Source organism: Arthrobacter sp. H20, assembly GCF_000520515.1.
In the GTDB taxonomy this organism is placed as follows: domain Bacteria; phylum Actinomycetota; class Actinomycetes; order Actinomycetales; family Micrococcaceae; genus Arthrobacter_D.
This window is the reverse complement of record NZ_AZRY01000191.1, coordinates 1-22,339: the sequence shown is the minus strand read 5'-3', so window position 1 is coordinate 22,339 and position 22,339 is coordinate 1. Positions and strand designations below refer to the sequence as shown.

At 60.9% G+C, this 22,339-nt stretch carries 19 protein-coding genes and 1 tRNA gene; 10 read left to right on the top strand and 10 right to left on the bottom strand.

Features of this window, described 5'->3' with window-relative positions:
• From Y703_RS0101115 to Y703_RS0101105, 3 genes are all read right to left on the bottom strand, one after another.
• On the bottom strand, positions 1–1,362 hold a 1,362-nt coding region (locus Y703_RS0101115), incomplete at its 3' end, for a PP2C family protein-serine/threonine phosphatase (RefSeq protein ID WP_035763308.1).
• Between the two features lie 14 nt (positions 1,363–1,376).
• Entirely contained in the window at positions 1,377–1,862 is a 486-nt protein-coding gene (locus tag Y703_RS0101110) for an FHA domain-containing protein FhaB/FipA (RefSeq protein ID WP_026551266.1), read from the bottom strand.
• Between the two features lie 3 nt (positions 1,863–1,865).
• Positions 1,866–2,591, bottom strand: coding sequence for an FhaA domain-containing protein (locus Y703_RS0101105; protein WP_026551265.1), 726 nt, complete (start codon positions 2,589–2,591; stop codon positions 1,866–1,868).
• A gap of 324 nt (positions 2,592–2,915) precedes the next feature.
• Here Y703_RS0101105 and Y703_RS0101100 point away from each other — a divergent pair.
• Positions 2,916–2,998: transfer RNA gene (locus Y703_RS0101100), tRNA-Leu, on the top strand.
• 125 nt (positions 2,999–3,123) lie between these two features.
• On the opposite strand, the gene Y703_RS0101095 is transcribed toward Y703_RS0101100, so the two are convergent.
• Genes Y703_RS0101095 through Y703_RS0101085 form a run of 3 tightly spaced genes read right to left on the bottom strand, consistent with a single transcriptional unit; the run spans position 3,124 to position 8,950 of the window.
• A complete protein-coding gene (locus Y703_RS0101095; protein ID WP_026551264.1) occupies positions 3,124–6,543 on the bottom strand; it encodes an error-prone DNA polymerase in 3,420 nt (1,139 codons plus the stop codon).
• Between the two features lie 38 nt (positions 6,544–6,581).
• Positions 6,582–8,189: a DNA polymerase Y family protein gene (locus Y703_RS0101090; RefSeq protein ID WP_026551263.1), complete on the bottom strand. Its 1,608-nt coding sequence runs from the start codon at positions 8,187–8,189 to the stop codon at positions 6,582–6,584.
• Positions 8,189–8,950, bottom strand: a complete 762-nt coding sequence (locus Y703_RS0101085) for a hypothetical protein (RefSeq protein ID WP_253907888.1) — start codon at positions 8,948–8,950, stop codon at positions 8,189–8,191. Before Y703_RS0101085 ends, Y703_RS0101090 begins: the two co-directional genes overlap by 1 nt.
• A gap of 102 nt (positions 8,951–9,052) precedes the next feature.
• Here Y703_RS0101085 and Y703_RS0101080 point away from each other — a divergent pair, with 102 nt between their 5' ends.
• Positions 9,053–9,760 (top strand): SOS response-associated peptidase, encoded by a 708-nt coding sequence (locus Y703_RS0101080; protein ID WP_026551261.1) that lies wholly within the window; start codon positions 9,053–9,055, stop codon positions 9,758–9,760.
• A 1-nt stretch (position 9,761) separates the two neighbouring features.
• The gene (locus Y703_RS0101075) at positions 9,762–10,652 is read left to right on the top strand and encodes a glycosyltransferase family 2 protein (protein WP_026551260.1); all 891 of its coding nucleotides are present in this window, start codon (positions 9,762–9,764) and stop codon (positions 10,650–10,652) included.
• Positions 10,653–10,667: 15 nt separating this feature from the next.
• Here Y703_RS0101075 and Y703_RS17100 read toward each other — a convergent pair whose 3' ends face one another.
• Genes Y703_RS17100 through Y703_RS0101055 form a run of 4 tightly spaced genes read right to left on the bottom strand, consistent with a single transcriptional unit; the run spans position 10,668 to position 15,193 of the window.
• Positions 10,668–11,717: a hypothetical protein gene (locus Y703_RS17100; RefSeq protein ID WP_051427178.1), complete on the bottom strand. Its 1,050-nt coding sequence runs from the start codon at positions 11,715–11,717 to the stop codon at positions 10,668–10,670.
• A gap of 7 nt (positions 11,718–11,724) precedes the next feature.
• Complete coding sequence (locus tag Y703_RS17095) at positions 11,725–12,831, bottom strand: glycosyltransferase (RefSeq protein ID WP_035763303.1); 1,107 nt, start codon at positions 12,829–12,831, stop codon at positions 11,725–11,727.
• 56 nt (positions 12,832–12,887) lie between these two features.
• Entirely contained in the window at positions 12,888–13,274 is a 387-nt protein-coding gene (locus tag Y703_RS0101060) for a DUF5997 family protein (RefSeq protein ID WP_026551259.1), read from the bottom strand.
• Positions 13,271–15,193: an FAD-binding monooxygenase gene (locus Y703_RS0101055; protein WP_026551258.1), complete on the bottom strand. Its 1,923-nt coding sequence runs from the start codon at positions 15,191–15,193 to the stop codon at positions 13,271–13,273. The genes Y703_RS0101060 and Y703_RS0101055 overlap by 4 nt, the downstream gene beginning before the upstream one ends.
• A gap of 250 nt (positions 15,194–15,443) precedes the next feature.
• Between Y703_RS0101055 and Y703_RS0101050 the strand changes: the two genes are divergently transcribed.
• The 7 genes from Y703_RS0101050 to Y703_RS17090 all read left to right on the top strand — a co-directional run.
• Complete coding sequence (locus tag Y703_RS0101050; RefSeq protein ID WP_026551257.1) at positions 15,444–16,937, top strand: fumarylacetoacetate hydrolase family protein; 1,494 nt, start codon at positions 15,444–15,446, stop codon at positions 16,935–16,937.
• Between the two features lie 22 nt (positions 16,938–16,959).
• Positions 16,960–17,640, top strand: a complete 681-nt coding sequence (locus Y703_RS0101045; RefSeq protein ID WP_026551256.1) for a GntR family transcriptional regulator — start codon at positions 16,960–16,962, stop codon at positions 17,638–17,640.
• Positions 17,641–17,669: 29 nt separating this feature from the next.
• Positions 17,670–19,208, top strand: a complete 1,539-nt coding sequence (gene hpaE / locus Y703_RS0101040; protein ID WP_026551255.1) for a 5-carboxymethyl-2-hydroxymuconate semialdehyde dehydrogenase — start codon at positions 17,670–17,672, stop codon at positions 19,206–19,208.
• A 39-nt stretch (positions 19,209–19,247) separates the two neighbouring features.
• Complete coding sequence (hpaD, locus tag Y703_RS0101035; protein ID WP_026551254.1) at positions 19,248–20,327, top strand: 3,4-dihydroxyphenylacetate 2,3-dioxygenase; 1,080 nt, start codon at positions 19,248–19,250, stop codon at positions 20,325–20,327.
• 2 nt (positions 20,328–20,329) lie between these two features.
• Positions 20,330–21,115, top strand: coding sequence for a 2-oxo-hept-4-ene-1,7-dioate hydratase (gene hpaH, locus Y703_RS0101030; RefSeq protein WP_026551253.1), 786 nt, complete (start codon positions 20,330–20,332; stop codon positions 21,113–21,115).
• Positions 21,100–21,903: an HpcH/HpaI aldolase family protein gene (locus tag Y703_RS0101025; protein ID WP_026551252.1), complete on the top strand. Its 804-nt coding sequence runs from the start codon at positions 21,100–21,102 to the stop codon at positions 21,901–21,903. Before hpaH ends, Y703_RS0101025 begins: the two co-directional genes overlap by 16 nt.
• Positions 21,904–21,968: 65 nt before the next feature.
• On the top strand, positions 21,969–22,339 hold a 371-nt coding region (locus Y703_RS17090; RefSeq protein ID WP_035763304.1), incomplete at its 3' end, for a LysR family transcriptional regulator substrate-binding protein.

Below are 22,339 nucleotides of genomic sequence, written 5' to 3'. Positions count from 1 at the left end.
GGAGGGAGCCTCGTCTTCGGGTGGGCATGCTACTGCGCGCAGATCCCCTCGGAGGTCTTCGACAATTCGTTGGGCATGTTCAAGATCGGTGGCGGGTAAGGAACTTGCCACCCGGGCACGCTGATACTCGGGGAGGTTGGAAACCGGGATGTCCGTTTCCTGATCCAGGTGACTGAGCCTGATGGGGCCAATCGACTGCGACACTCCATTGAAGATCGCAACATTGTCTTCGTATCCGGCGACGTAATAGCGGGTTTGGGTCCAGGCGTACCCGAACCACAGGACCGCAACAAGGATCAGTGACATCAATCCCAGAAACGCTGGGATGAGCCAGCGTTTACGATTGCTGGCGGGCTCACCGGCGTCGTCGGACCTCTCCGCATCGACAGCGGCCTTGTGGGTCAGCATCAGTGCCGCACGCCGCTCGGTAGTCCACTGCGTGACGATGGGGATCTGGCCTGTTTCAGTGGCCAGGGCAGCTGATCCAACCAGCATATGCGGCCTGGACGAGAGGTCTTGCCGGATCACGTCAGCGCGGATCGCGGTGTCGGGTGTCGGGTCCCGTGGTTCATCGTCATCTTTTTCGCCAGCCGCTTCCTTGGCTGGCGGGAGGGTTGTTAGCGCTGCAGTTCGGAGGTCCTCCGGGGTCGCTTCGACTATCTCGACGACGGCAATAGTCACGTTGTCAGGGGAGCCGCCAGCCAGGGTCAGGTCAACGAGGGTGTCAACGCACGCCTGAAGGTCAGGCGTCTCGCGCATGATCCGCTCGATGAGTGAGTCTCCGAGGACGGCGTTCAACCCGTCGGAGCACAGCAGCCAGCGTTCTCCGTCTGCAACTTCAAACGACTCAAGATCAAGTTCGGGACTCGCGTCAACGTCGCCAAGTACCCGCATCAGAACATTTTTGTGGGGGTGGACGTCCGCCTCTTCGGGCTTCAGCCGGCCCTCGTCGATGAGCCGTTGCACGAAGGTGTGATCGACGCTGATCTGCCCGAACACATCATCTTTGAGACGGTAGGCGCGGGAGTCTCCGATGTGGGCTAACTCCAGCCTGGTGCCGTTGAGCAGCAGGGCAGTGACAGTGGTGCCCATTCCAGCGAGTTGTGGATTGGAGTTCACGAGTTCCGAGAGGAGGGTATTAGCAGTCTGAATCTCGTCAGCGAGCTGGTTACCGGCGTCGCCGTCGTCGTAGTCTTTTCGGTCTAGATGAACCAGGTCCAGGACTGTTGATGCGGACGCTATATTCCCGCCAGCGTGTCCGCCCATACCGTCAGCAACTACCGCGAGGTAGCGACCGACGTAAGCGGAGTCATCATTTTTGGCGCGCACCATTCCGACGTCCGAGCGCGCCGCGAAACGCATGATGTAGGCCAACGCTATGACCTCAATTCAATGACCGTCTTACCGATCCGGACAGGAACACCCAGCTCAACTGGCAACGCGCGGGTTAGCTGACTGCCTGCCAGGAAGGTGCCATTGGTAGAGCCCAGATCCTCAATGAACCATCGACTCCCCTGGGGGAACAGGCGTGCGTGGCGCCCCGATGCGTAGTCATCTTCCAGCACCAGGGTGGCTTCCTGTGCTCTGCCCAACAGAATAGGACTGGAGGCTAGCTCAAGGATGGCGCCCTTCAACGGACCCTCGGTGACAATCAGGGTGCGTGCAGTCGCGCGGGATGGAGCCTCCTGCACTAGCTCAGGGTGTTTGCGTGCCTGACGGGCGGAGGGAGTCCCCAGGCGGTTTCTGCTACCCACCACAAGGTCTCGTCGTAGGGCGCTGACGACGCTGATGACAAGAATCCAGATCAGAATCAGGAAGCCGTATCGCAGCACGGTGAGGGTCAGTTCACTGAGGTCGCTCATTTGCTAGCGTCCACCGTTCGGGAGCGGAACAAGCCGAAAGGTAATGCGCGTGCGTCCCATGGTGATGATCGATCCGTCGGTCAGTCCGGTTTCGCTCTGGACGCGTTGGCCATTGACATAGCTGCCGTTGGTGGACCCAAGGTCAACGGCTTTGGTTGTGCCATTCTGGATCCGGATTTCGAGGTGCTTGCGGGACACTCCGGTGTCGTCGACAAGGATGTCCGCTTCCGAAGAGCGACCAAGAATGATCGATCCAGCGTTGAGCGAGTAGCGCTGACCATCGAGGTCGAGCACCGGCTGCAATCTCGTTGGCTGGCGGGTGGGAGCGTTAGGGGTTGCCTGCCGGCGGGGGGCCTCTTGCTTCTCAGTCGAAGAATCAATCTCAAAGACCCCGGCTTTGAGATCTGCGTCCCGGGTGAATGACACTTTGACCGGACCCCTCAGGGTGTAGCCCTGGCTGTTGACGTGCTTGATGACGACGTCGCACAACTCTTCAGCGAGTGGAGCACCCCATTCCTGGGCCTGAACAAAGTCAGAATCCGAGAGCCGAGCAGTGAACACATTAGGGGCAAGGGTGCGGCCCTCGGCAAGGGTGATTGACTTGTTGTCCAACTCCCGTCGCAGGGCACTGGCGATTTCGACCGGTTGCACCTGGGACCGCGATCCGGTGGAGAAGGCGCCTCGGACAATCTTTTCCAAGCCGCGTTCCACGTTGTCCAAGATACCCATGTGTAGCCTCCTCACCCTTCGACTGGTTAGTTGTTTCGCACAGCTACCCACAGCCCCCGGTTGTGCGCGAGGGCATGGTCAACGTGCGACACGATCAATTCGATACTACTGGGGACCTCTGTAAAAGGCCTTAACCGTGTGTCTGGCATCAACCACCATGTGATAACAATTCCGGCACCGGCCAGAGTGGACGCCTGTCAGAAGCTCTCTGGATAGTTGAGACCAGGCAGGGCGTTTAGGTGATTTCGATGGTGCTCCGTTATGCTTATTTCTGCTGTTCTCGAAGGTCTTCGAAGGTTTGTTGAAGAGTTCGAAAGCGGTTGCGCGCGAGTGGCGGAACGGCAGACGCGCTGGCTTCAGGTGCCAGTATCCGAAAGGGTGTGGGGGTTCAAATCCCCCCTCGCGCACGGTTTGGACCCCCGGTTATCCGGGGGTCTTTTTCGTTAGGCGCCGTCTGAACGTGCCGCCGATCTTCCGGTGGCTCTCAAATCTGATTGTTGGTGCTCCGCCCCAGCTCTAACAGGCTGCTCCACTACCGGAAGTCCCGCGATTTGGTGGTCGCCTTCATTTTCAGCACTTCAAACTTATCCGCCACAATATTAACCACACCTTCCGAGGAACGTTCGAGCATTCCTCGAACCAAAACACCACTCGATTCGCGGGCAATACGGCGGTAACGCTGCCACACTCCCACTGAGCAGATGACGTTGACGAGGCCAGTTTCATCTTCGAGATTCATGAAGGTGATACCGCTGGCGGTGGCTGGTCGCTGCCGATGAGTGACCACACCTCCCACTTCGACCCGCCGCCCTGATTCCGCCTGCAAAAGATCTGCGGCGGTCAGAACTCCGCGCTTGGTGAGTGTTGTTCTGATGTGCCGTACCGGGTGGTCATCGGGCGTGATGCCTGTGGACCAGAGGTCAGAGGCCACCCGGTCAGCCGCAGTGAGGTCAGGGAACAGCGGTGGTTGGATGTACACGGTGGTGCCCTTGAGCTGTCCTGCCCGTTCGGTGGCGGCGGGACCGGCGTTCCACAGCGCTTCACGTTCAGTGAGTCCCATCGACTCGAATGTTCCCGCAGCTGCCAGCGATTCGAGCTGGGCGGCGTTGAGTGCAGTGCGTCGTACCAGGTCAGCCATATCCGCAAAAGCACCGTTGGTTTCACGTTCGGAAACAATCAGTGCTGCCACCCTGGTCCCGACGGACTGGACGCTGTCCAGGCCCAACCTCACGGCAAAGTTGGCATCCCGCCGGTGACGTGTCGAGTCGAAAGGGATAGTTCGGTCAAAAGGTCCAACAGGTGGTTGATGAGGATCACAGCAGGCGTTCATCCCTGTGGCTTGCCCTGTAGCCGCACCAGTGTGTTCGTCGAGGGGCTCAAGGTCTGCGTGCACTCCTGACTGCAACAGATCTGGCCGAAGGACTGTCACACCATGCCGACGGGCATCCGCCACCAGCGTCTGCGGAGAATAGAATCCCATGGGCTGAGCGCGCAACAGTGAGGCAAGGAAGGCCCCGGGATAGTGCAATCGCAACCAGGCACTGACGTAGACCAGGAGCGCGAAGCTGATTGAATGGCTTTCAGCGAAACCGAAGTTAGCGAAAGCCTGGATCTTGAGATAAATCGAATCGGCCGTCTCGTCAGTGATGCCATTGGCTGCCATCCCCGCATACAGCTTGTCCCGCAGCGTGTCGATGCGTTCCAGCCCACGCTTGGACCCCATGGCCCTGCGCAGCTGATCAGCATCTGCCCCGGAGCAGTCACCCACCACCATGGCCATTTGCATCAGTTGTTCCTGAAAGAGCGGTACCCCCAGGGTTCGTTCCAGCACTGGTTCCAGTTTGGGATGGAGGTAGGTGACCTCCTCCTCCTTCAGCTTCCGTTTGATGTAGGGGTGGACCGCTCCACCCTGAATGGGTCCTGGTCGCACTAAGGCCACCTCAATCACCAGGTCGTAAAATTCTCGTGGTTGGAGGCGGGGCAGCATGCCCATCTGGGCGCGACTTTCCACCTGGAATACGCCGATGGAATCTGCGAAGCAGAGCATGTCATAGACGCCCTGCTCCTCCTTTGGAATGCTGTGCAGATTCCACTTTTCACCAAAATGCTTCTCAGCTAGATCGAAGTTGTACTGGATGGCGGCAAGGATTCCCAGCCCCAGCAGGTCGAACTTCACCAACCCCATCCACGCACAGTCATCCTTGTCCCACTGCAGGACGGTCCGGTTCTCCATTCGTCCATGCTCGATCGGGCACACCTCACCGACAGGCCGGTCGGTGAGCACCATCCCCCCGGAGTGGATACCAAGATGCCGCGGGAACTTCAGGACACTTTGAGCCAGATGAACCACTGCCTCTGGGATGTCATGGTCGTCACTGGAGACCAGGCCACCCCAGCGCTCCACCTGCTTGGACCAGGCGTCCTGCTGCCCTGGACTGTGACCCAGGGCTTTGGCCATATCCCGAACAGCAAACTTGGGCCGGTAGGTGATGACGTTGGCCACCTGGGCAGCATTGAACCTGCCGTACTTGGCGTACACATATTGGATGACTTCCTCCCGACGGTCGGAATCGAAATCGACGTCAATGTCAGGCTCCTCGTCACGCATGCTGGACAGGAACCGCTCAAACGGCAGGTTGTAGAGAATTGAGTCAACAGCTGTGATCTCCAGAAGGTAGCAGACCGCCGAATTAGCTGCTGATCCCCTCCCCTGACAGAGGATCCCCTTGTTCCGCGCAAAGCTCACCAGGTCGTGAACAATCAGGAAGTAGCCGGGAAAATTTTTCTCCTCAATGACACCGAGCTCCTTCTCTATCCGCTCCACTACGTCACGCCGGCCCGGGTAAAACTTGTCAGCACCCTCCCACACCAGTTTCCGCAGATAACTCATCTGGGTGAGTCCGTCCGGGAGGGTCAGATTGGGCAGCCCCGGTTTGACGCTCCGCAGCCTGAACGCCAGATCGTCCGCCAGGTCCACAGTTCGTTCAATGGCGCCTGGGTAGGCAGCGAACCGAGCCGCCATTTCTGCTCCGCTGCGCAGATGAGCGGAACCCGCCGCAGGGAGCCAGCCGTTCATCGCATCGAGGCTCCTTCGTGCTCGTACTGCAGCCAGCGCTGTGGCCAGCCTGTGTTGGGCGGGGGAAGCATAGTGGACGTTATTGGTAGCGATAACTGGAAGTTTCAGCCGTGCGGCCACGGCGGCTAACGCGTCGTTGAACGCACTATCCAATGGATTTCCCTGGTCGGAGAGCTCGACGGCGAGGTTCTCCTTGCCGAAGAGTTCAACCAGTTCCGCGACGGCGGACTCGGCGCCGCGTTCGCCGTCGCGCACCAACGCTTGACGGACCGGGCCTTTACGGCAGCCGGTGAGGATCATCCAACTGTCTGACGCCTGTGCGGCAAGCCCGTCAAGGTTGTAGCGAGGCTTTCCCTTCTCTGCACCCTCGGCTAGTTGCGCCGCTGTGATGGCACCGGCCAATTTCCGGTATCCCTCGGTTCCCCGGGCAAGGATCAGCAGGTGACTGCCCTCAGGGTCAGGTTCACCATTTTGGGGTTTCGACAGATCCAGAGAGAGTTCTGTGCCATAGACAGTACTCAATTGCGGGTGCTTTTCAGCAGCTTCAGCAAGATGGACCACTCCGTACAACCCATCGTGATCGGTCAACGCCAGCCCATGCAGACGCAATCGATGGGCCTCCTCGACCAACTGTTCAGGACTTGAGGCGCCGTCCAGAAAGCTGAAGTTTGAATGGACATGCAGTTCCGCATAGGGCACCAGTGGTCCGGTTGGCTCGGGATCTTCAGCTTCTGGCAACCGGTACGGTTGCCGTTTCTGTGACCAGGCCGGGCTGTCACCACCGTCAGCGCCAACGGGTGGTGCCCCGGGGCGGCTTCGGTCAGAGAGGCTTCGCTCGAATTCTGACCATGGGATGGCCGGATTACTCCATCCCATGGCCTGCTGCCACCAGCTTTCTTAATTGCATTGTTGACCTAGTCATAGCTGGCCTCAGCCCACCAACGGTGATCTTCCAGGAGGAGCAGCCAGGCCGCACCCGTGTCATCCACCAACTGGAAACGATTCAGGGCACGTCCTGAGGAATCCCACCAGCGTTCATTGATCGGCCACGGTCCGGCCCAGTGCTGAACCGCGTGCTGTCCGGTAGTTGTACCGGGCGGAGTGAACAGCGCCGGTGCATTGGTAAGCATTCCTCGGGCGTCAACGTCAACGCTGCGCCCAGCAGCGTCCACCACCAGTACCTCAAGGGGTTCGTCAAAAACAGTTGCCGGTGCTGGTCCGGGTACATTCCCCGGCCAAGGTATTCCCTGCTCAGACTTCGCAGCTGTTGGATGGCTGGTCGGCGAGTCGCCCCAGGGAATGAACACCCTGCGGTCCTTGAGCATTCGGCCCCCTGCAACAACGGCTGTGAGCACAGCAACGTGACCCAACATGCTTTGCACCCGGGCCAGCCCATGGTGGATGCTCTCTTCCGGTCCGGTACCCCACAAGCCGTCAGCATGGTCGCCTAGGTCTTCAACAGTGGCCGGAATGGTGTGCACCCGCGTGATGCCTGATTGCAGCCCGTGCTCAATCAATCCACCACCCTGCAGTTGCCACCGCACCCGATCGAGAACGTCGTCGGCATCAAACCATCGAGGATGCCGCCAGAGGCGGTCGGATACCTCACCCGACTCTGAATGCATCACCACCCGCAAGGCGGTACAGACCAAGCCAGTGGCACGGAGCCGTTCCACAAAGCGGTCAGCTGCGGTGCGGAAGGCAAAAGCTAGCTGATCAATTCGCACCAGCGCCGGTTCGAAGTCGACGACGACGTCCAATTCGACTGGAGGCTTCCGCGCCACCACCGAGCGGTGATCGAGACCGCTGGCTTTCCGGTGAGCTCGTGCACCCTCGACACCGAACCGGTTCCGAATGTCACAGGCGTCCAACGCTGCAAAGTCGCCCAGGGTCCTGATTCCCAGGCGTCGCAGTAGGACTGCGAGTTTGGGTTCCTCAAGCACATCCAAGGGGAAGGTGCTCAGGAATTGTGGTGATTCCCCTGGTGGAACAACCCAGATTGGGTCCTTTTCAGCACCCTCCAGTACTTCAGTAGCGCGGGCTGCATGCTCAGCTGCGAACGGGGAATCGGCAACACCTACCCTTGCAGTGGTCAGACCGAGCGATGCCAGCGTGGTGATCAGCACGGAGGCGGCTTTCGGCTCGCCCCCGTAATACCTGCTCGGACCCTGGGCATGGATGGCACACAGTCCCGGCCGTATGAGCTGGACTCCGGGCATGATCTTTTCGATAACTGCGATTACCGGTTCAAAGACCCGTACATCTTGGTCCGGGTCATAGTGTTTGACGATCAGATCAGTGCACCGCGCTTGGGCTTCACGGACCCTGAGCCCGCGTTTTACCCCCTCGGCCCGTGCTGCAGGGGAGCAGGCAAACACCTCTCCCCTATCAATGAGGGCTAGGGGAGTGGCGGCTGAGAGGTCGAGTTCACGCAGGGCTGCAGTGATGGGCCAGTCAGGTGACCAAAGCATCATGATCCGGGTGGCGCTCTTGAGTGGTGGGGTGAGTGCCTGCAAACTCATCAGGCACTCACCACCCGGGGGATGAAGTGCCGATCATTTTTGCCGTTGTCGCTACCGGATAATTGGGGCCACATACTCTGCCGGAGCTCGGCATGCGAGAGTTCAGAACTGCGGGAGCGGCCGTTGTGTCCCTTGGCGGTGACCTTCAACCTGCGGGTCTGTAGGTGGCCCGACCCGGTTCCCAAGCCCCCCCAGGTGTTTTCTGACACGCTGAGCACAGCTTCACTCTGCGGCCAGGCACCAATGGTGATCAATGCTGCGCCACGCTGCCTGAGCCGCGCCCTGAGCCGCGCCGCATCTGAACCAGTGATGGTCGCCGGGGCAATGGTCAAAATGATAGACACCACGTCAACCATTGCCGCGGTTACGGCGAGCCATTGGCCGTCCAAATGGGGGATGAGGATGAGGCGATCCAGATCTATACCCAGATTAGCTGCAGCCTCAACGTTAAAGTCGGGGATACCGATCACGCTGCACCACGCACCTGAGCCCGATGGGCCAGCAAGCAGTGCCATGGCCAGCGTGGTGGAGTTTTCAACCGAGTAGGCCGCCCCAGCCAGTAGAGCACCGCCCGGGAGGATCCGACCGAGAGACGGAATGGTGGGCAGTCGCCGAGAGCCTAGACGGCTACCCTGCATCTGGTTGATTTTCTCCTGCAGGCCCAGCCCATGCTCCGGTTGACTAGCGGTTCCGGGCACCAGCATGTTCTGATCCGGGGCGTATCCCGGGGACATCAGAGGGTTGGGTGCTGGAGAACTCACTCCTTAATATTCGAAGATATGTTCTATTAAGTCAATCGGTTCGGCGCCCCCACAAACCCCTTCAACTCAAGGTTTGGGGGTACCCCGGAGTAGCCTATCCTCATGTGCGGACGTTTTGTGGTTGCGGGATCTGACCAGGACCTCATTGACCTGTTTGACGTGGACTTTGTGGACAAGGATTTGCCTGAGCCCTCCTACAACGTGGCTCCGACAGACACTGTGCGGCTGCTGCTGGAGCGAGTGGAAGACCCCACGGGCAGGCCTGCCCGACGGTTAACTACTGCAAGGTGGGGACTCGTTTCGTCCTGGCTGAAGAATCCCAAAAAAGGCCCGCCACTGATTAACGCCCGAGCCGAGACCATCCTGGAGAAACCCTCGTTTCGTACCGCTGCATCGCGGAGGCGGGGCATTGTGATGGCCAATGGCTATTACGAGTGGGAGAAAGGTCCTGACGGAAAAATTCCTACCTACCTCCATGGTCAAACGAGCGACATGCTCGCCTTTGCCGCCCTGTACGAGTACTGGCCTGACCCGGAACTCCCTGAAGGCCATCCGGATAAATGGCTGCGTAGCTGCACCATCATCACCACCACTGCCAGCGATACACTCGGCCATATTCACGACCGAACACCTCTGATTCTTCCGACTGATCTCTACTCGGACTGGCTTGACCCAAGAATGACCGGCGGCTCCGATGTACAGGCCCTGATCGATGAAATTCCTGAGCCAAAGCTTGTTCCCCGAATTGTGGGTAGCGCTGTCGGATCGGTAAAAAACAACGGGCCGCAACTGATCGAACCGGTTGCCTAGGATGGCAGTCTCTGACAATTCAATCCAAGAGTTCTCTGTCCTGGTGCTCAGCTCGAACCGGGATGATCATCTCGCGAACCTGGTGGCAGGTCTTCACCGGTCAACTGTGCTGCCCACCGAATTGGTGGTGGCGTATATGGGCCAGCCGAATCCCGCCCCGTTGGACTCAACAATTCCGGTGCGTATTGTCCATCTGCCAGCGACAGATAACTCGACGTTGCCGCTCGCCGCTGCACGTAACGCTGCTTCAGTTGCAGCTTCTACAGATTTTTTCATCTTTCTGGACGTGGACTGCATCCCTGCCAGCACGCTGTGCGAGACCCTTTTACGGGATGTGGGTGAAGTTGGAGGGCTCGTGATGGCCCAGCCCCGCTACCTGAGCGAGACCGGGTTCCCCGAGCACGACGGCGACGCCGGCCTGATGCGCGCCTCGATCCCGCACCACTCCCGCACCTCGCTGGCACCGGCAGGCGGCGGGCCACCGACCGCCACTGATAGGTATGAACTGTTTTGGTCCCTGGGCTTTGCGGTAACTGCCGAAGACTTCGATCGAATTGGCGGTTTTGATGAATCGTTCACCGGGTACGGCGGGGAAGACACTGATTTTTCCTTTGCTGCAAGGGGTTGCGGAGTCAGGCTTTCCTTCTCAGGTGCCACCATGTTCCATCAACATCATGGGGTTATCCGCCCTCCTTTGCAGCACTTCATCGACATCGTGACGAACTCTCAGGTGTTCCATGGCAAATGGGGCCTATGGCCAATGACCGGTTGGCTTAAGGGCTTCACCGACGCCGGATACATCACCTGGACCTCCGACGCCGACTCGATCGATGTGCACAGCCACCCCACCGCCGATGATATTGCTGCGGCACGGGTGAACGCTCCCTACTGACAGTTCCTCATAGGGCTAGACGCCAGTTGCCGAGACCCTGGAGACAAGGTCCAGCAAACCGTCCCTGAAAGTGTCCCGGCTGACAAACAGTGCCCCTCGCAGCGCCCGGGCATCCGATCCCGCCGCCTGGCGCAAGAGGTCCGGCCATGACGCATTCGACCAGGTCTCGGCCATGGGGATGCCTGCTTTGGCGTTCAGGGCATAGGCAAATGCTTTCTGCTCATCGAAGGGCCGGTGTTCAGGGACCAGGATGGTGGGTCGTGCCGCGGCTGCTGCTGCGGCGACGGCGTGGTAGCCAGCTGAGGTGATGATGATGTCCGCCGCGGCGAGCTCCGGCCGTGGATCCTGGAGCACGCCGAGCAGGCGAACATTCGGAGGCAGGTCTGCGTTTCCGGTGCTGAGGCCCACCACGTTCCACTGCCATTCGGGGCATGACTGAGCCGCCCGGGCAATCTCGGTGACGTTTACTCCGTTGCCGCCGAGGCTGGTCTGTACCGCGACAACCTTCCGGCCTGGGGCATCCATCTCAGGGGTGACACCATCTGATGGCTCAAGCATCCCCAGATACTGGGTCCGGTGACCCAACTCCAACAGAAAGGCAGGATCCTCCAGCGGCCGGGGATAGTAGGCAAATAGTTCAGTGGAAGCGGCATAGGCGAGCCTGTGCGCATGATCTGATCGGTCGCCTGGCATCCGCCGGTACAGGACCGGATAACCACAGAGCCGGGCAAAGACAGCAGCTTCAGCCGACACGTCGATGATCACCACCTGCGGATCGAACTCCTGCCAGGCAGTATGTAGTTCGGCGAACCGCCGCCGGATTCTGGCAGTGGTGGGCGCATAGTGCAGAAACGGTTCTCCGGGCACCCGGAAAGGTTCGCCGCCGGGCGCTGTATCCCCAGTGAGCGGCACGAACCTGGTGTGGGGAATCTCGCGTAGACCAGGAGGTTCGACTGACCCGGTGACCAGGAGATCAACGGCTTGCAGGCGCGCAATGGCCAGGGCATGGCGGAGGTGTCCCGACCCATGATGGTGGGTGTAGTAGGCAACGCGGGAGAGTGTCACTGGTGCTTCAGGACGCCAGCATTCCCGGGGCGGTAAGCACGTCCTGGCTCACCAGTTCCCTGAGATGCTGCTCATACTTGGTGATCATTGCGCCAGCGGCGAACCGTGCCGCTGATGCTCGCACACCGCCGCTGTCTGCACGTCGGGCCTTTTTGATGGCCAGGGCAAGGTCAGCCGCCGAGAATCCCTCGGCGACTACTCCGCCACGATCGTCAATAATTTCCGCCATCGCACCGCAGGGGAGAGCGGCCACCGGAGTGCCGCACGCCATCGCCTCAACGGTGCTCAAACCGAATGGTTCTGCCCACAACGGTGAGGCGATGAAGACCGTCCCCGAGCTGAGGAAGGACGCCAGCTGGCTGTGGTTCAAGTGACCTACATGGTGAACCGATTCGCTCAGCAGCGGTGCGATAGTCCTGTCGAAATAGTCCTGATCACTGATAGGACCAGCGAAACGAATCCGCATTCCGGCAAGGGCCGCCGCTTCGATTGCCACGTGGAGGCCCTTCTCGGGCGTGATGCGGCCGGCCCAGACTGCCGTGTTCGGGCGCCTGCGCGTCAGTGAGGTGTGCCATCCCTCGAGACGGATTCCATTGTGGACAATGCTGATGTCCTTGAGGTGATGCTGCCACTGCCGCGCATTGGCTGCGGACACACTAACAACCCGGTGCCGGGGCGAGGGGAAGAAGTGAGCTGCTTCAAGGACAGCGGTAACCCGTGGCAGCGGCGGAGTATGAAGGATAGTCAGCATCGGCGCTTTTGGCGGATCAGCGTGGGGCAGCGGACTGAGGGAGTTGTTCACGACGACGTCGAAGTCACCCTCGTTGATCAGATCCAATGCCGTTCGCTGCGCGGTATCGAGAAGACGGGTCTGCGCGTCGCGAGATGGGCCATCGGGATGCTTGGCGAAGACGAAGCCAGCATCCAGGACAGGCACTACAGTGCCGGACCCGTCGCTGCCACCCTTGGCGAAGAGGGTCACTGAGTGGCCCCGGGCCGTCAATTCCTCAGTCAGCAGGGCGGTATGCATTTCCAGCCCGCCGGGAAAGGGGCTGGCGATCGGGTGGTGCAGATGAGCCATGACGGCAATGGTGAGCGGTTGTGCGAGCGGCATAAAGGTAAGTATGCTTCATTTCCGCGAAAAGTCGACCCGGAGTCGAGATGTTGCTCTTACTGGTCGGACTTCTCCGCGTGCAGGTTTTTGACAATCAGGTCCTGTTTGCGGACTGCAGCGTGGGTAGCACGCTCGGCCACCAGCCATGCTGGTGGCTCCTGCAACAGGGCGGTGATGTCAGTGGTGCTGAGCGGTTCAGTGACTCCGCCACGTGCCAGACCACTGATGGAGATGCCCAATTTCTGCGCCACCACTGGGCGGGGGTGGGGGCCACCCCGGCGCAATTCAGCCAGCCATACCGGAGGATTCTGCTGCAGTTCGTTGAACTCCGCGCGGGTGACGTCATTGTCCTGGAACTTTTGTGGAGCGGCTGGCAGGTAGATTCCCAGTTTCTTGGCCGCTGTAGCGGGCTTCATGGTCTGGGGGCTTTTTGCGGGGGTCATCCCATAACCCTAGCTCCCCCCGCCACTTCTGACCCGCGCCCGGCCTGCATCCGAGCGAAGAACGCGGCAAGCTCAGCCGTCGCGGTCAGCGGAAGCACCTGGGCCACGTACTGATCCGGTCGAACGACCACGACGACGCCGCCCCGGTCCAGCCCCCGCAAGTCGAAAATATCCTCGTTCGTGTCAACGCCGAAGACCTTCTCCAGATAGTTGAGTTTGAACGGTCCCACCTCTGGTTTGAAGACGGTTGGCACAGCGTTGATGTCCAGGCTCTGGTGATCCTGCTGGTAGATCACCCGCACATCGAACCACGCGTCCTGATCGGCGCCGTCGGGGGTTGCGGCAAGGGGAGATTCTGGTGAACTGGCAAGCCAGTCGGCGAAGGTGGTTACCTTCGACGGGTTGCCCGGCAGGGGTTGATCAGCGAAAACGTAGATCCGCCAGCGCCCGTCAGCTGTTGCCTGATGACCAAGGTGGAGTGGGTTGGTGTCACAGACGCGTGCTACTGGCGCAGATTTGAACCGTTTACCGATGGGAAACCCGGTGGCTAGTGCCTGGTGCGTTGCTTGCCCGACGATGAGGGACGGCGTGTACTCGGTCATGAACCCGGCGGGGAACTCCATGGTGCTGGTGTAAAAGTTCTCGAGTTCAGTAGGGTCCTCAAACTCCTCTGGCTTTTTTGCCATCAACGAAGACCACTGTTTGTCGAAGTCGATCAGATTCTTGGCTACTACCTGACGTTCAGCCGAGTAAGTGGAGAGCAGGCTTTCCGGGCTACGTCCTTCGAGGACATGCCCAAGTTTCCAGGCGATGTTGAAGCCGTCCTGCATTGAGACGTTCATCCCCTGGCCGGCTTTCGCGCTGTGCGTATGGCAGGCATCCCCGGTGATGAACACGCGCGGGGTGCGGGTGCCCACCTCCTCTGGGAGGACGTCGTCGAACCTGTCAGTGAGACGATGGCCCACCTCATACACGCTGTGCCAGGCGACGTTGCGCACGTCGAGTGTGTAGGGATGCAGGATCGCGTTGGCCTTGCTGATGATCTCCTCAACTGTGGTGCTGCGGATCTCGCCCTTGGTGTGCGCATCGACGTCGCCGAGATCAACGTACATCCGGAACAGGTGGCCACCCTCTCGGGGAATCAGCAGGATGCTTCCACCAGTCCCCGACTGGATCGCGCACTTTAACCGGATATCGGGGAAGTCAGTGACAGCTAGAACATCCATGACTCCCCAGGCATGATTCGCTGCATCGCCGGCCAGCGTACAGCCAATGGCACTCCTGACCTTGCTGCGTGCTCCGTCAGCGCCGATCACATATTTTGCCCGGACCGTCAGCTCGGTTCCTTCGCGGGGTCCGGTGGTGTGGGTCAGAGTGACGGCAACTGGGTACTCACCCTCTTCTGAAACCTCGAGGCCGGTGAAGTCCAGGCCGTAGTCAGGCTTCATGCGGGTGGGGGAGTTCGCCATGAACTCGGCAAAGTAGTCGAGGACGCGGGCCTGGTTGACGATCAGGTGCGGAAACTCACTGACGCCAGCCGGGTCATCGAGTGGGCGGGCGGTCCTGATGATGCTCGAGGGATCCGCTGGGTCTGGCTTCCAGAACGCCATCTCGGTGATCCGGTACGCCTCAGCAGTGATGCGATCGGCGAACCCAAATGCCTGAAAGGTCTCAACACTCCGGGCCTGGATGCCGTCCGCCTGCCCAATGGCCAGCCGTCCCGGCCGACGCTCCACAATGCGCGTCGTGATAGCTGGGAACTGGGACAACTGGGCTGCAGCGAGCATTCCCGCCGGACCGCTGCCGACAATCAGGACATCAACCTGGTCAGGAAGCTCATCAGGTCGGTCGACGCCGACGCCGGCAGCTGGCTGGACCCGCGGGTCACCTGATACGTAGCCGTGGTGGTGAAAATGCACGGTCTCCTCACTTCTTTGTGAAATTCTTCCTATGACCGTTTGTGTTCTTTATTTGAACAGCAAGTCCAATAATCGAATGACGGTGCTAAGACTGTACGACGGATATGACCCACGGCACAACACTTCGGCATCCAACGGAGGAGTTGACGTGCAGTGAGTCACACGGGAGGATGTATCGTATACGATTTCGTACATCTATTGGCGCCACCAATCGATGTACCAGTTGCCGCAACGATGAGGAGAACGCTGCATGACCATTGAGTCCCGGATCCAGCCAGTGAGCGCTGATTTGCTTGCCCGCACCCGCAAGGTCATCGCTGTCCACATCAACTATCCGAGCCGTGCCGCCCAGCGTGGGCGAATCCCACTGCAGCCCTCCTACTTCCTCAAGCCACCGTCGTCGCTCACGCTTGGATCAATTGAAGCCCCGGGGACCGTCGAACGCCCGTTGGGCTGCGAACTGCTTGGGTTCGAAGGTGAAATTGCCCTCATCATCGGCACACCCGCACGCCGGGTCCGCCCCGAGGATGCCTGGAGCCACGTCGAGTGGATCACGGCCAGTAATGACCTGGGAGTTTACGATCTTCGGTCTGCAGACAAGGGATCAAACGTTCGCTCGAAAGGCGGCGACGGATTTACGCCCATTGGACCGCAGCTGATTCCTGCCCGCGACGTCGATCCCATGGCAGTGCGGGTGCGCACCTGGCACAACGACAACCTTGTCCAGGACGACACCACTGAGGACCTGCTGTTCCCCTTCGCGCAACTTGTCGCCGACCTGTCCCAGCTGCTCACCCTTGAGGAGGGTGACATCATTCTGACCGGAACCCCCGCCGGTGCCTCTGTTGCCCACCCGGACGACATCGTTGACATCGAGGTCACCGCGGGTAGCTACACCAGCGGCCGGCTCAGAACCTGTGTGCTGGCCGGAATGACGCCGTTCCCTGATTTCGGTGCCCAACCCACAACCGATGACATCCAGCGCGAAGAGGCGTACGGCTCACGTGAGGCGGCCGGGCTGGATCCGCTCCCGCGGACGCTGTCACCGGAACTGAAGTCCAAGCTTGAAAGGGTCGCCACCGCCACTCTCTCCTCCCAGCTGCGCAAGCGCGGACTAAACAACGTGAGCATCGACGGCCTTCAGGCCACCCGTCCGGACCGTCGCGTGGTGGGACTGGCCCGCACCCTGCGTTTCGTCCCCAACCGTGAAGACCTCTTCACCACCTACGGTGGGGGCTTCAACGCCCAGAAGCGTGCGATTGACTCAGTCAATGACGGCGAGATTCTCGTCATGGAGGCACGCGGCGAGAAGGGCACCGGAACTGTAGGGGACATCCTTGCCATGCGCGCCCAGGTACGGGGGGCGGCAGCAATCATCACCGACGGCGGAGTCCGTGACTACTCGGCGGTGGCCGACCTCGACATGCCCACCTACTTCGCCAACCCCCATCCGGCGGTCCTGGGACGGCGGCACATCCCGTGGGACACCGACATCACGATCGCCTGTGGTGGGACGACAGTCCAGCCCGGCGACATCATTGTGGCTGACTCGGACGGCATCCTTGTGATTCCGCCTTCCCTCGCCGAGGAACTCGTCGACGACTGCATCCTCCAGGAGCAGGAGGAAACGTTCATCCTGGAGATGGTCAAGCAGGGAAACGGCGTGGACGGTCTCTACCCAATGAATAGTGGCTGGAAGGCCAAGTACACGCAGTGGGTCGCGGCAGGCGAAACACGTGACTGACGCCGCCGTCGCACCTGTGCCCGTGACGCAGGACGGTGCCGAGATCGCGCCGGGGAGTAGTAAATCCGAGCGCTCCTATACCGCCATCAAAGCGCGGATTCTCGAGGGATCCTTCACCCCCGGATACCGGCTGGTGCTGGCGAAGATCGCCGCAGATCTCGGGTTCAGTGTGGTCCCCGTCCGGGAAGCGATCCGACGGCTTGAGGCCGAAGGACTAGTGACCTTCAAACGCAACGTTGGCGCCACCGTTTCAGGAATCGACCCCACCGAGTACCTCTACACCATGCAGACCCTCAGCATTGTCGAGGGCGCCGCCACTGCGCTGTCCGCGCCGTTGATTGACTCGGTGGCGACCGCGCGGGCACGCGCGGTGAATGCCCACATGCGGGAGTGCCTGGAACACTTCGACCCGGTCCGCTTCACAGCGCTCAACCAGGACTTCCACAGCATTCTGTTTGAACACTGTCCCAATCCGCACATCCTTGACCTGGTGCATCGGGGCTGGAACCGGCTGGCCACCCTCCGGTCCTCCACCTTCAGATTTGTTCCTGGACGTGCCAAGGAATCGGTTCTCGAACATGAGGCGCTGCTGCAGCTGATCGAAGCAGCAGCCGACGCCGACACCATTGAGCGCGCAGCCCGACAGCACCGCATCGCAACCCTCGACGCCTACCTCGCTCACGCTCCCGCCCTCACCGACTAAGTCCCGCTCAGCAGCCAGGAAGAGAAACAATGACGTCCACCGTCCCCGAAACCACCCACTACGTCCCTGAAAACCTGCCCACACATCTCCAGCACTACATCAACGGGTCGTTCGTTGACTCGGTCAGCGGCAAGACCTTCGACGTACTGGATCCGGTGTCCAACGCCAATTACGCGACCGCTGCCGCCGGCCAGCGGGAAGACATCGACCTCGCCGTCGCCGCCGCGCGTGAGGCGTTCGTCAACGGCCCGTGGCCGCGGATGAAGCCGCGCGAGCGTGCCCGGATCCTCAACAGGATCGCGGACGCCGTCGAGGCGCAGGAAACCCGGCTCGCCGATCTTGAGAGTTTCGACACCGGCTTGCCCATCACCCAGGCCAAGGGCCAGGCATTGCGCGCAGCCGAGAATTTCCGCTTCTTCGCCGATCTCATAGTGGCCCAATTCGACGACGCCATGAAGGTTCCAGGCGTCCAGATCAACTACGTGAACCGGAAACCCATCGGCGTCGCTGGCTTGATCACTCCATGGAATACACCATTCATGCTCGAATCCTGGAAACTCGCCCCAGCACTTGCCACCGGTAACACAGTGGTCCTCAAACCCGCCGAATTCACTCCGCTGTCCGCGTCCCTGTGGGCCCAGATTTTCAAGGATGCGGACCTACCCGATGGTGTTTTTAACCTGGTCAACGGCCTCGGTGAGGAAGCGGGGGACGCGCTGGTCAAGCACCCACAGGTCCCGCTGATCTCCTTTACCGGCGAGACCACTACCGGGCAAACGATCTTCCGTAACGCAGCGACCAATCTCAAGGGCCTCTCCATGGAACTCGGGGGCAAGTCCCCCTGCGTGGTCTTCGCCGACGCTGACCTGGCTGCCGCAATCGATTCGGCGCTTTTCGGGGTCTTTTCCCTCAACGGTGAACGGTGCACGGCTGGGTCCCGCATCCTGGTGGAACAGGCAATCTATGACGAGTTCTGCGAGAAGTACGCTGCCCGGGCGCAGGCCATCGTCGTCGGCGATCCCCACGATCCCGCCACCGAGGTCGGCGCACTGGTCCACCCCGAGCACTACGAGAAGGTGGCCTCCTACGTTGAGCTGGGAAAGTCAGAGGGTCGCCTGCTGGCTGGTGGTGGCAGGCCAGCACACCTGCCCGAGGGTAATTACATCGCGCCGACGGTATTCGCGGACGTCGCGCCGGGGGCCCGGATTTTTCAGGAAGAAATCTTTGGGCCAGTAGTGACCATCACCGCGTTTGAGACCGACGCCGAGGCGCTGGCGCTCGCGAACAACACCAAGTACGGGCTCGCCGCCTACATCTGGACGCAGAACCTGACCCGGGCACACACCTTCTCCCAGAACATCGAGGCCGGAATGGTGTGGCTCAACAGCCACAATGTCCGTGACCTCCGCACCCCATTCGGCGGAGTGAAGGCCTCGGGTCTGGGCCATGAGGGTGGTTACCGCTCCATCGACTTCTACACCGACCAGCAGGCCGTGCACATCTCCCTGGGCGCGGTGCACACCCCGAAGTTCGGCAGTATTACCACCCATGCTCCCCAGCAGGGGTAACACCTCCTCCTCCGCGCTGCTCAAAGAAGAGAGACCATCATGACCAACTTCGTGCCCACCCCTAAAGCCCCGGCCCCGGACATTGTCCGCTGCGCCTACATGGAAATCGTTGTCACTGATCTCGTAAGGTCACGGGAGTTCTACGTTGACGTCCTCGGCCTGCACGTCACCGAGGAGGACGAGTCAACTATCTACCTGCGTTCCCTTGAAGAGTTCATCCACCACAACCTGGTGCTGCGTCAGGGTCCGGTCGCAGCCGTTGCTGCGTTCGCCTACCGGGTTAAATCCCCTGCCGAAGTGGACGCTGCCGAGGTTTACTACACCGAGCTGGGCTGCCGCACGCAGCGGCGCAAGGGCGGCTTCACCAAGGGCATCGGCGATTCGCTTCGTGTCGAGGATCCGCTGGGGTTCCCCTACGAGTTCTTCTACGAGGTTGACCATGTTGAGCGTCTCACCCAGCGCTACGACCTCTACTCGGCTGGCGAGCTGGTGCGTCTGGACCACTTTAATCAGGTGACACCCGACGTGCCCCGTGGACGCAAGTACCTCGAGGATCTCGGCTTCCGGGTCTCGGAAGACATCCAGGATTCCGACGGCGTTAGTTACGCCGTGTGGATGCATCGCAAACAGACGGTTCACGACACTGCCCTGACCGGGGGTAACGGCCCACGCATGCACCACGTCGCGTTCGCAACCCACGAGAAGCACAACATCATCCAGATCTGCGACAAGATGGGGGCGCTGCGCATTTCGGACCGAATTGAACGTGGCCCCGGCCGGCACGGTGTCTCGAACGCCTTCTACCTGTACATCCTCGACCCTGACGGGCACCGGATCGAGATCTATACGCAGGACTACTACACGGGCGACCCGGACAATCCGACGGTCACCTGGGATGTTCACGATAACCAGCGTCGAGACTGGTGGGGCAACGCGGTGGTTCCGTCCTGGTACAGCGAGGCCTCACTGGTCCTGGACCTCGACGGTAAGCCGCAGCCCGTCGTCGTCCGCGAGGAAAAGAGCGAAATGGCTGTAACAGTTGGCGCCGACGGGTTCTCCTATACCCGCAAGGATGCAGATAGCGCAGCTCAGGGTTTCAAGCTGGGAGCGCAGCTGTAGCCATGCTGGATCCCACAACTATCGAAGCCATTGCTGACGAACTGGTGGAGGCAGGCCGCAGCCGCACCCCGATTCCCCGTCTCACCGCCCGGTACCCAGAGATGACTGTTGAGGACGCCTACGCGGTTCAGCGGTTGTGGTGCCAACGCAACGAGGCCGCAGGGCGCACCCTGGTGGGGCGCAAGATCGGTCTTACCTCCAAGGCCATGCAGGCGGCCACCGGCATCACCGAACCCGACTACGGGGCCATCTTTGACGATATGGTGCTGGACACTGGCTGCTCGGTGGACTGGGACCGGTACACCCACCCGCGGGTTGAGGTGGAGCTGGCGTTTGTGCTGAAGCATGATCTGTCGGGTCCGGGCTGCACCATTTTCGATGTCCTGAATGCCACCGACTACGTGGTTCCTGCCCTTGAGATTCTGGATTCCCGGATTGAGATGGAGGGCAGAACCATTGTTGACACCATCTCGGACAACGCCGCGATGGGCGCAATGGTGGTGGGCGGCCGGCCGGTAAAGCCCGACGCCGTCGACCTCCGCTGGGTGGCAGCCATCCTCTACAAGAACCAGACCGTCGAGGAAACGGGCGTGGCGGCCGGGGTGCTTGACCATCCAGCCGCTGGCGTCCACTGGCTGGCCAACAAGATCGCCGCCCACGGTGACAGTATGAAGGCGGGGGACATCATTCTCGCTGGCTCCTTCACCCGACCGCTGTGGGTTCAGAAGGGCGACACCATCCACGCTGACTATGGACCGCTTGGAGTGGTGACATGCCACTTCCGCTAGAAGCTACGTTTCGTGAAGCGCTCGCCGGAGCCGACCGCCCGCTGGCGGGCATGTGGGTGTGCTCGGGGAGTCCGCTGATCGCTGAGCTGTGCGCCGGAGCAGGCCTGGACTGGCTGCTGATCGACGCTGAGCACAGCCCAAACGGGGTCGAATCAATCCTCGCCCAGCTCCAGGCCGTTCACGGCTACCCGGTCCACACAATGGTTCGCCCCCCGGTGAACGACACTGTACTCATCAAGCAGTATCTTGACCTGGGCGTCCAGAACCTGCTCATCCCGATGGTCAACTCGGTAGCTGACGCGGAAGCCGCAGTTGCGGCGACCCGGTATCCTCCGGAGGGGGTGCGTGGAGTCGGCTCGGCGCTGGCCCGGGCTGCCCGCTGGAACAGGGTTCCCGATTACCTGACCCGCGCCGGTCAGACCATCAGCGTGACGGTCCAGATCGAGTCAACTGCCGCGGTCGACGCCGTCGAAGCGGTCCTCGCGGTCGACGGCGTCGACGCCATCTTCGTTGGCCCCTCCGATCTGGCCGCCTCGATGGGTCTGCTGGGGCAGCAGGAGCACCCCGAGGTGCGCACCGCCGTCGAACGCTGTCTATCAGCAGCGCTGAAGGTGGGCAAACCCGCGGGCGTGAACGCATTCAATCCCGATACCGCTCGCCATTACCTGGATAGCGGGGCACATTTCATCCTGGTGGGGGCAGACGTCGCACTGCTAGCCAGGGGATCGGAAGCGCTTGCCGCCGCGTTTGTGCGGGTGTCCGGCAACGATTCCCCTGCCAGCTACTGACCTCCTCACAGTATCGGCCACAATCGGCGGGGGTCGCCCGCCTACGTGTGGGTTAGTGTGATCAGGTGTCCGAGCCCCAGCCCAGCGTCCTCACCGTCGGTTTCGTTCCGGGTGTGACCCCCGGGAAATGGGTCAGTCGGTGGCGCGAGAGACATCCTGACAAACCGCTGGAAACCCGCGAGTACGACGCCGCCAGCCAGGAACTGGCTCTGCGGGACGGCACAGTCGACCTGGGGTTTGTCCGGCTCCCCGTGGATCGCGACGGTCTCAGCGTGATCCCGCTCTACGATGAACAGCCGGTGGTGGTGGCCGGTAAGGACCACGAACTGTCGTTGTTCGACGACGTGCCCCTCACCGAGCTGGCCGCTGAAAATGTGCTCGACGCGGGTGTCAACGGCGGCGAGAAGGCTGCCATTGAACTGGCAGCCACGGGGGC

Bases quoted from the DNA above. Each gene is read 5' to 3' on its own strand.
- hpaD (WP_026551254.1), top strand. From the start codon at position 19,248: ATGACCAACTTCGTGCCCACCCCTAAAGCCCCGGCCCCGGACATTGTC.
- Y703_RS0101080 (WP_026551261.1), top strand. From the start codon at position 9,053: ATGTGCGGACGTTTTGTGGTTGCGGGATCTGACCAGGACCTCATTGAC.
- Y703_RS0101090 (WP_026551263.1), bottom strand. From the start codon at position 8,189: ATGAGTTTGCAGGCACTCACCCCACCACTCAAGAGCGCCACCCGGATC.
- Y703_RS17095 (WP_035763303.1), bottom strand. From the start codon at position 12,831: ATGCCGCTCGCACAACCGCTCACCATTGCCGTCATGGCTCATCTGCAC.
- hpaH (WP_026551253.1), top strand. From the start codon at position 20,330: ATGCTGGATCCCACAACTATCGAAGCCATTGCTGACGAACTGGTGGAG.
- Y703_RS0101060 (WP_026551259.1), bottom strand. From the start codon at position 13,274: ATGACCCCCGCAAAAAGCCCCCAGACCATGAAGCCCGCTACAGCGGCC.
- Y703_RS0101095 (WP_026551264.1), bottom strand. From the start codon at position 6,543: ATGGGATGGAGTAATCCGGCCATCCCATGGTCAGAATTCGAGCGAAGC.
- Y703_RS0101050 (WP_026551257.1), top strand. From the start codon at position 15,444: ATGACCATTGAGTCCCGGATCCAGCCAGTGAGCGCTGATTTGCTTGCC.
- hpaE (WP_026551255.1), top strand. From the start codon at position 17,670: ATGACGTCCACCGTCCCCGAAACCACCCACTACGTCCCTGAAAACCTG.
- Y703_RS0101110 (WP_026551266.1), bottom strand. From the start codon at position 1,862: ATGAGCGACCTCAGTGAACTGACCCTCACCGTGCTGCGATACGGCTTC.
- Y703_RS0101025 (WP_026551252.1), top strand. From the start codon at position 21,100: ATGCCACTTCCGCTAGAAGCTACGTTTCGTGAAGCGCTCGCCGGAGCC.
- Y703_RS0101105 (WP_026551265.1), bottom strand. From the start codon at position 2,591: ATGGGTATCTTGGACAACGTGGAACGCGGCTTGGAAAAGATTGTCCGA.
- Y703_RS0101075 (WP_026551260.1), top strand. From the start codon at position 9,762: ATGGCAGTCTCTGACAATTCAATCCAAGAGTTCTCTGTCCTGGTGCTC.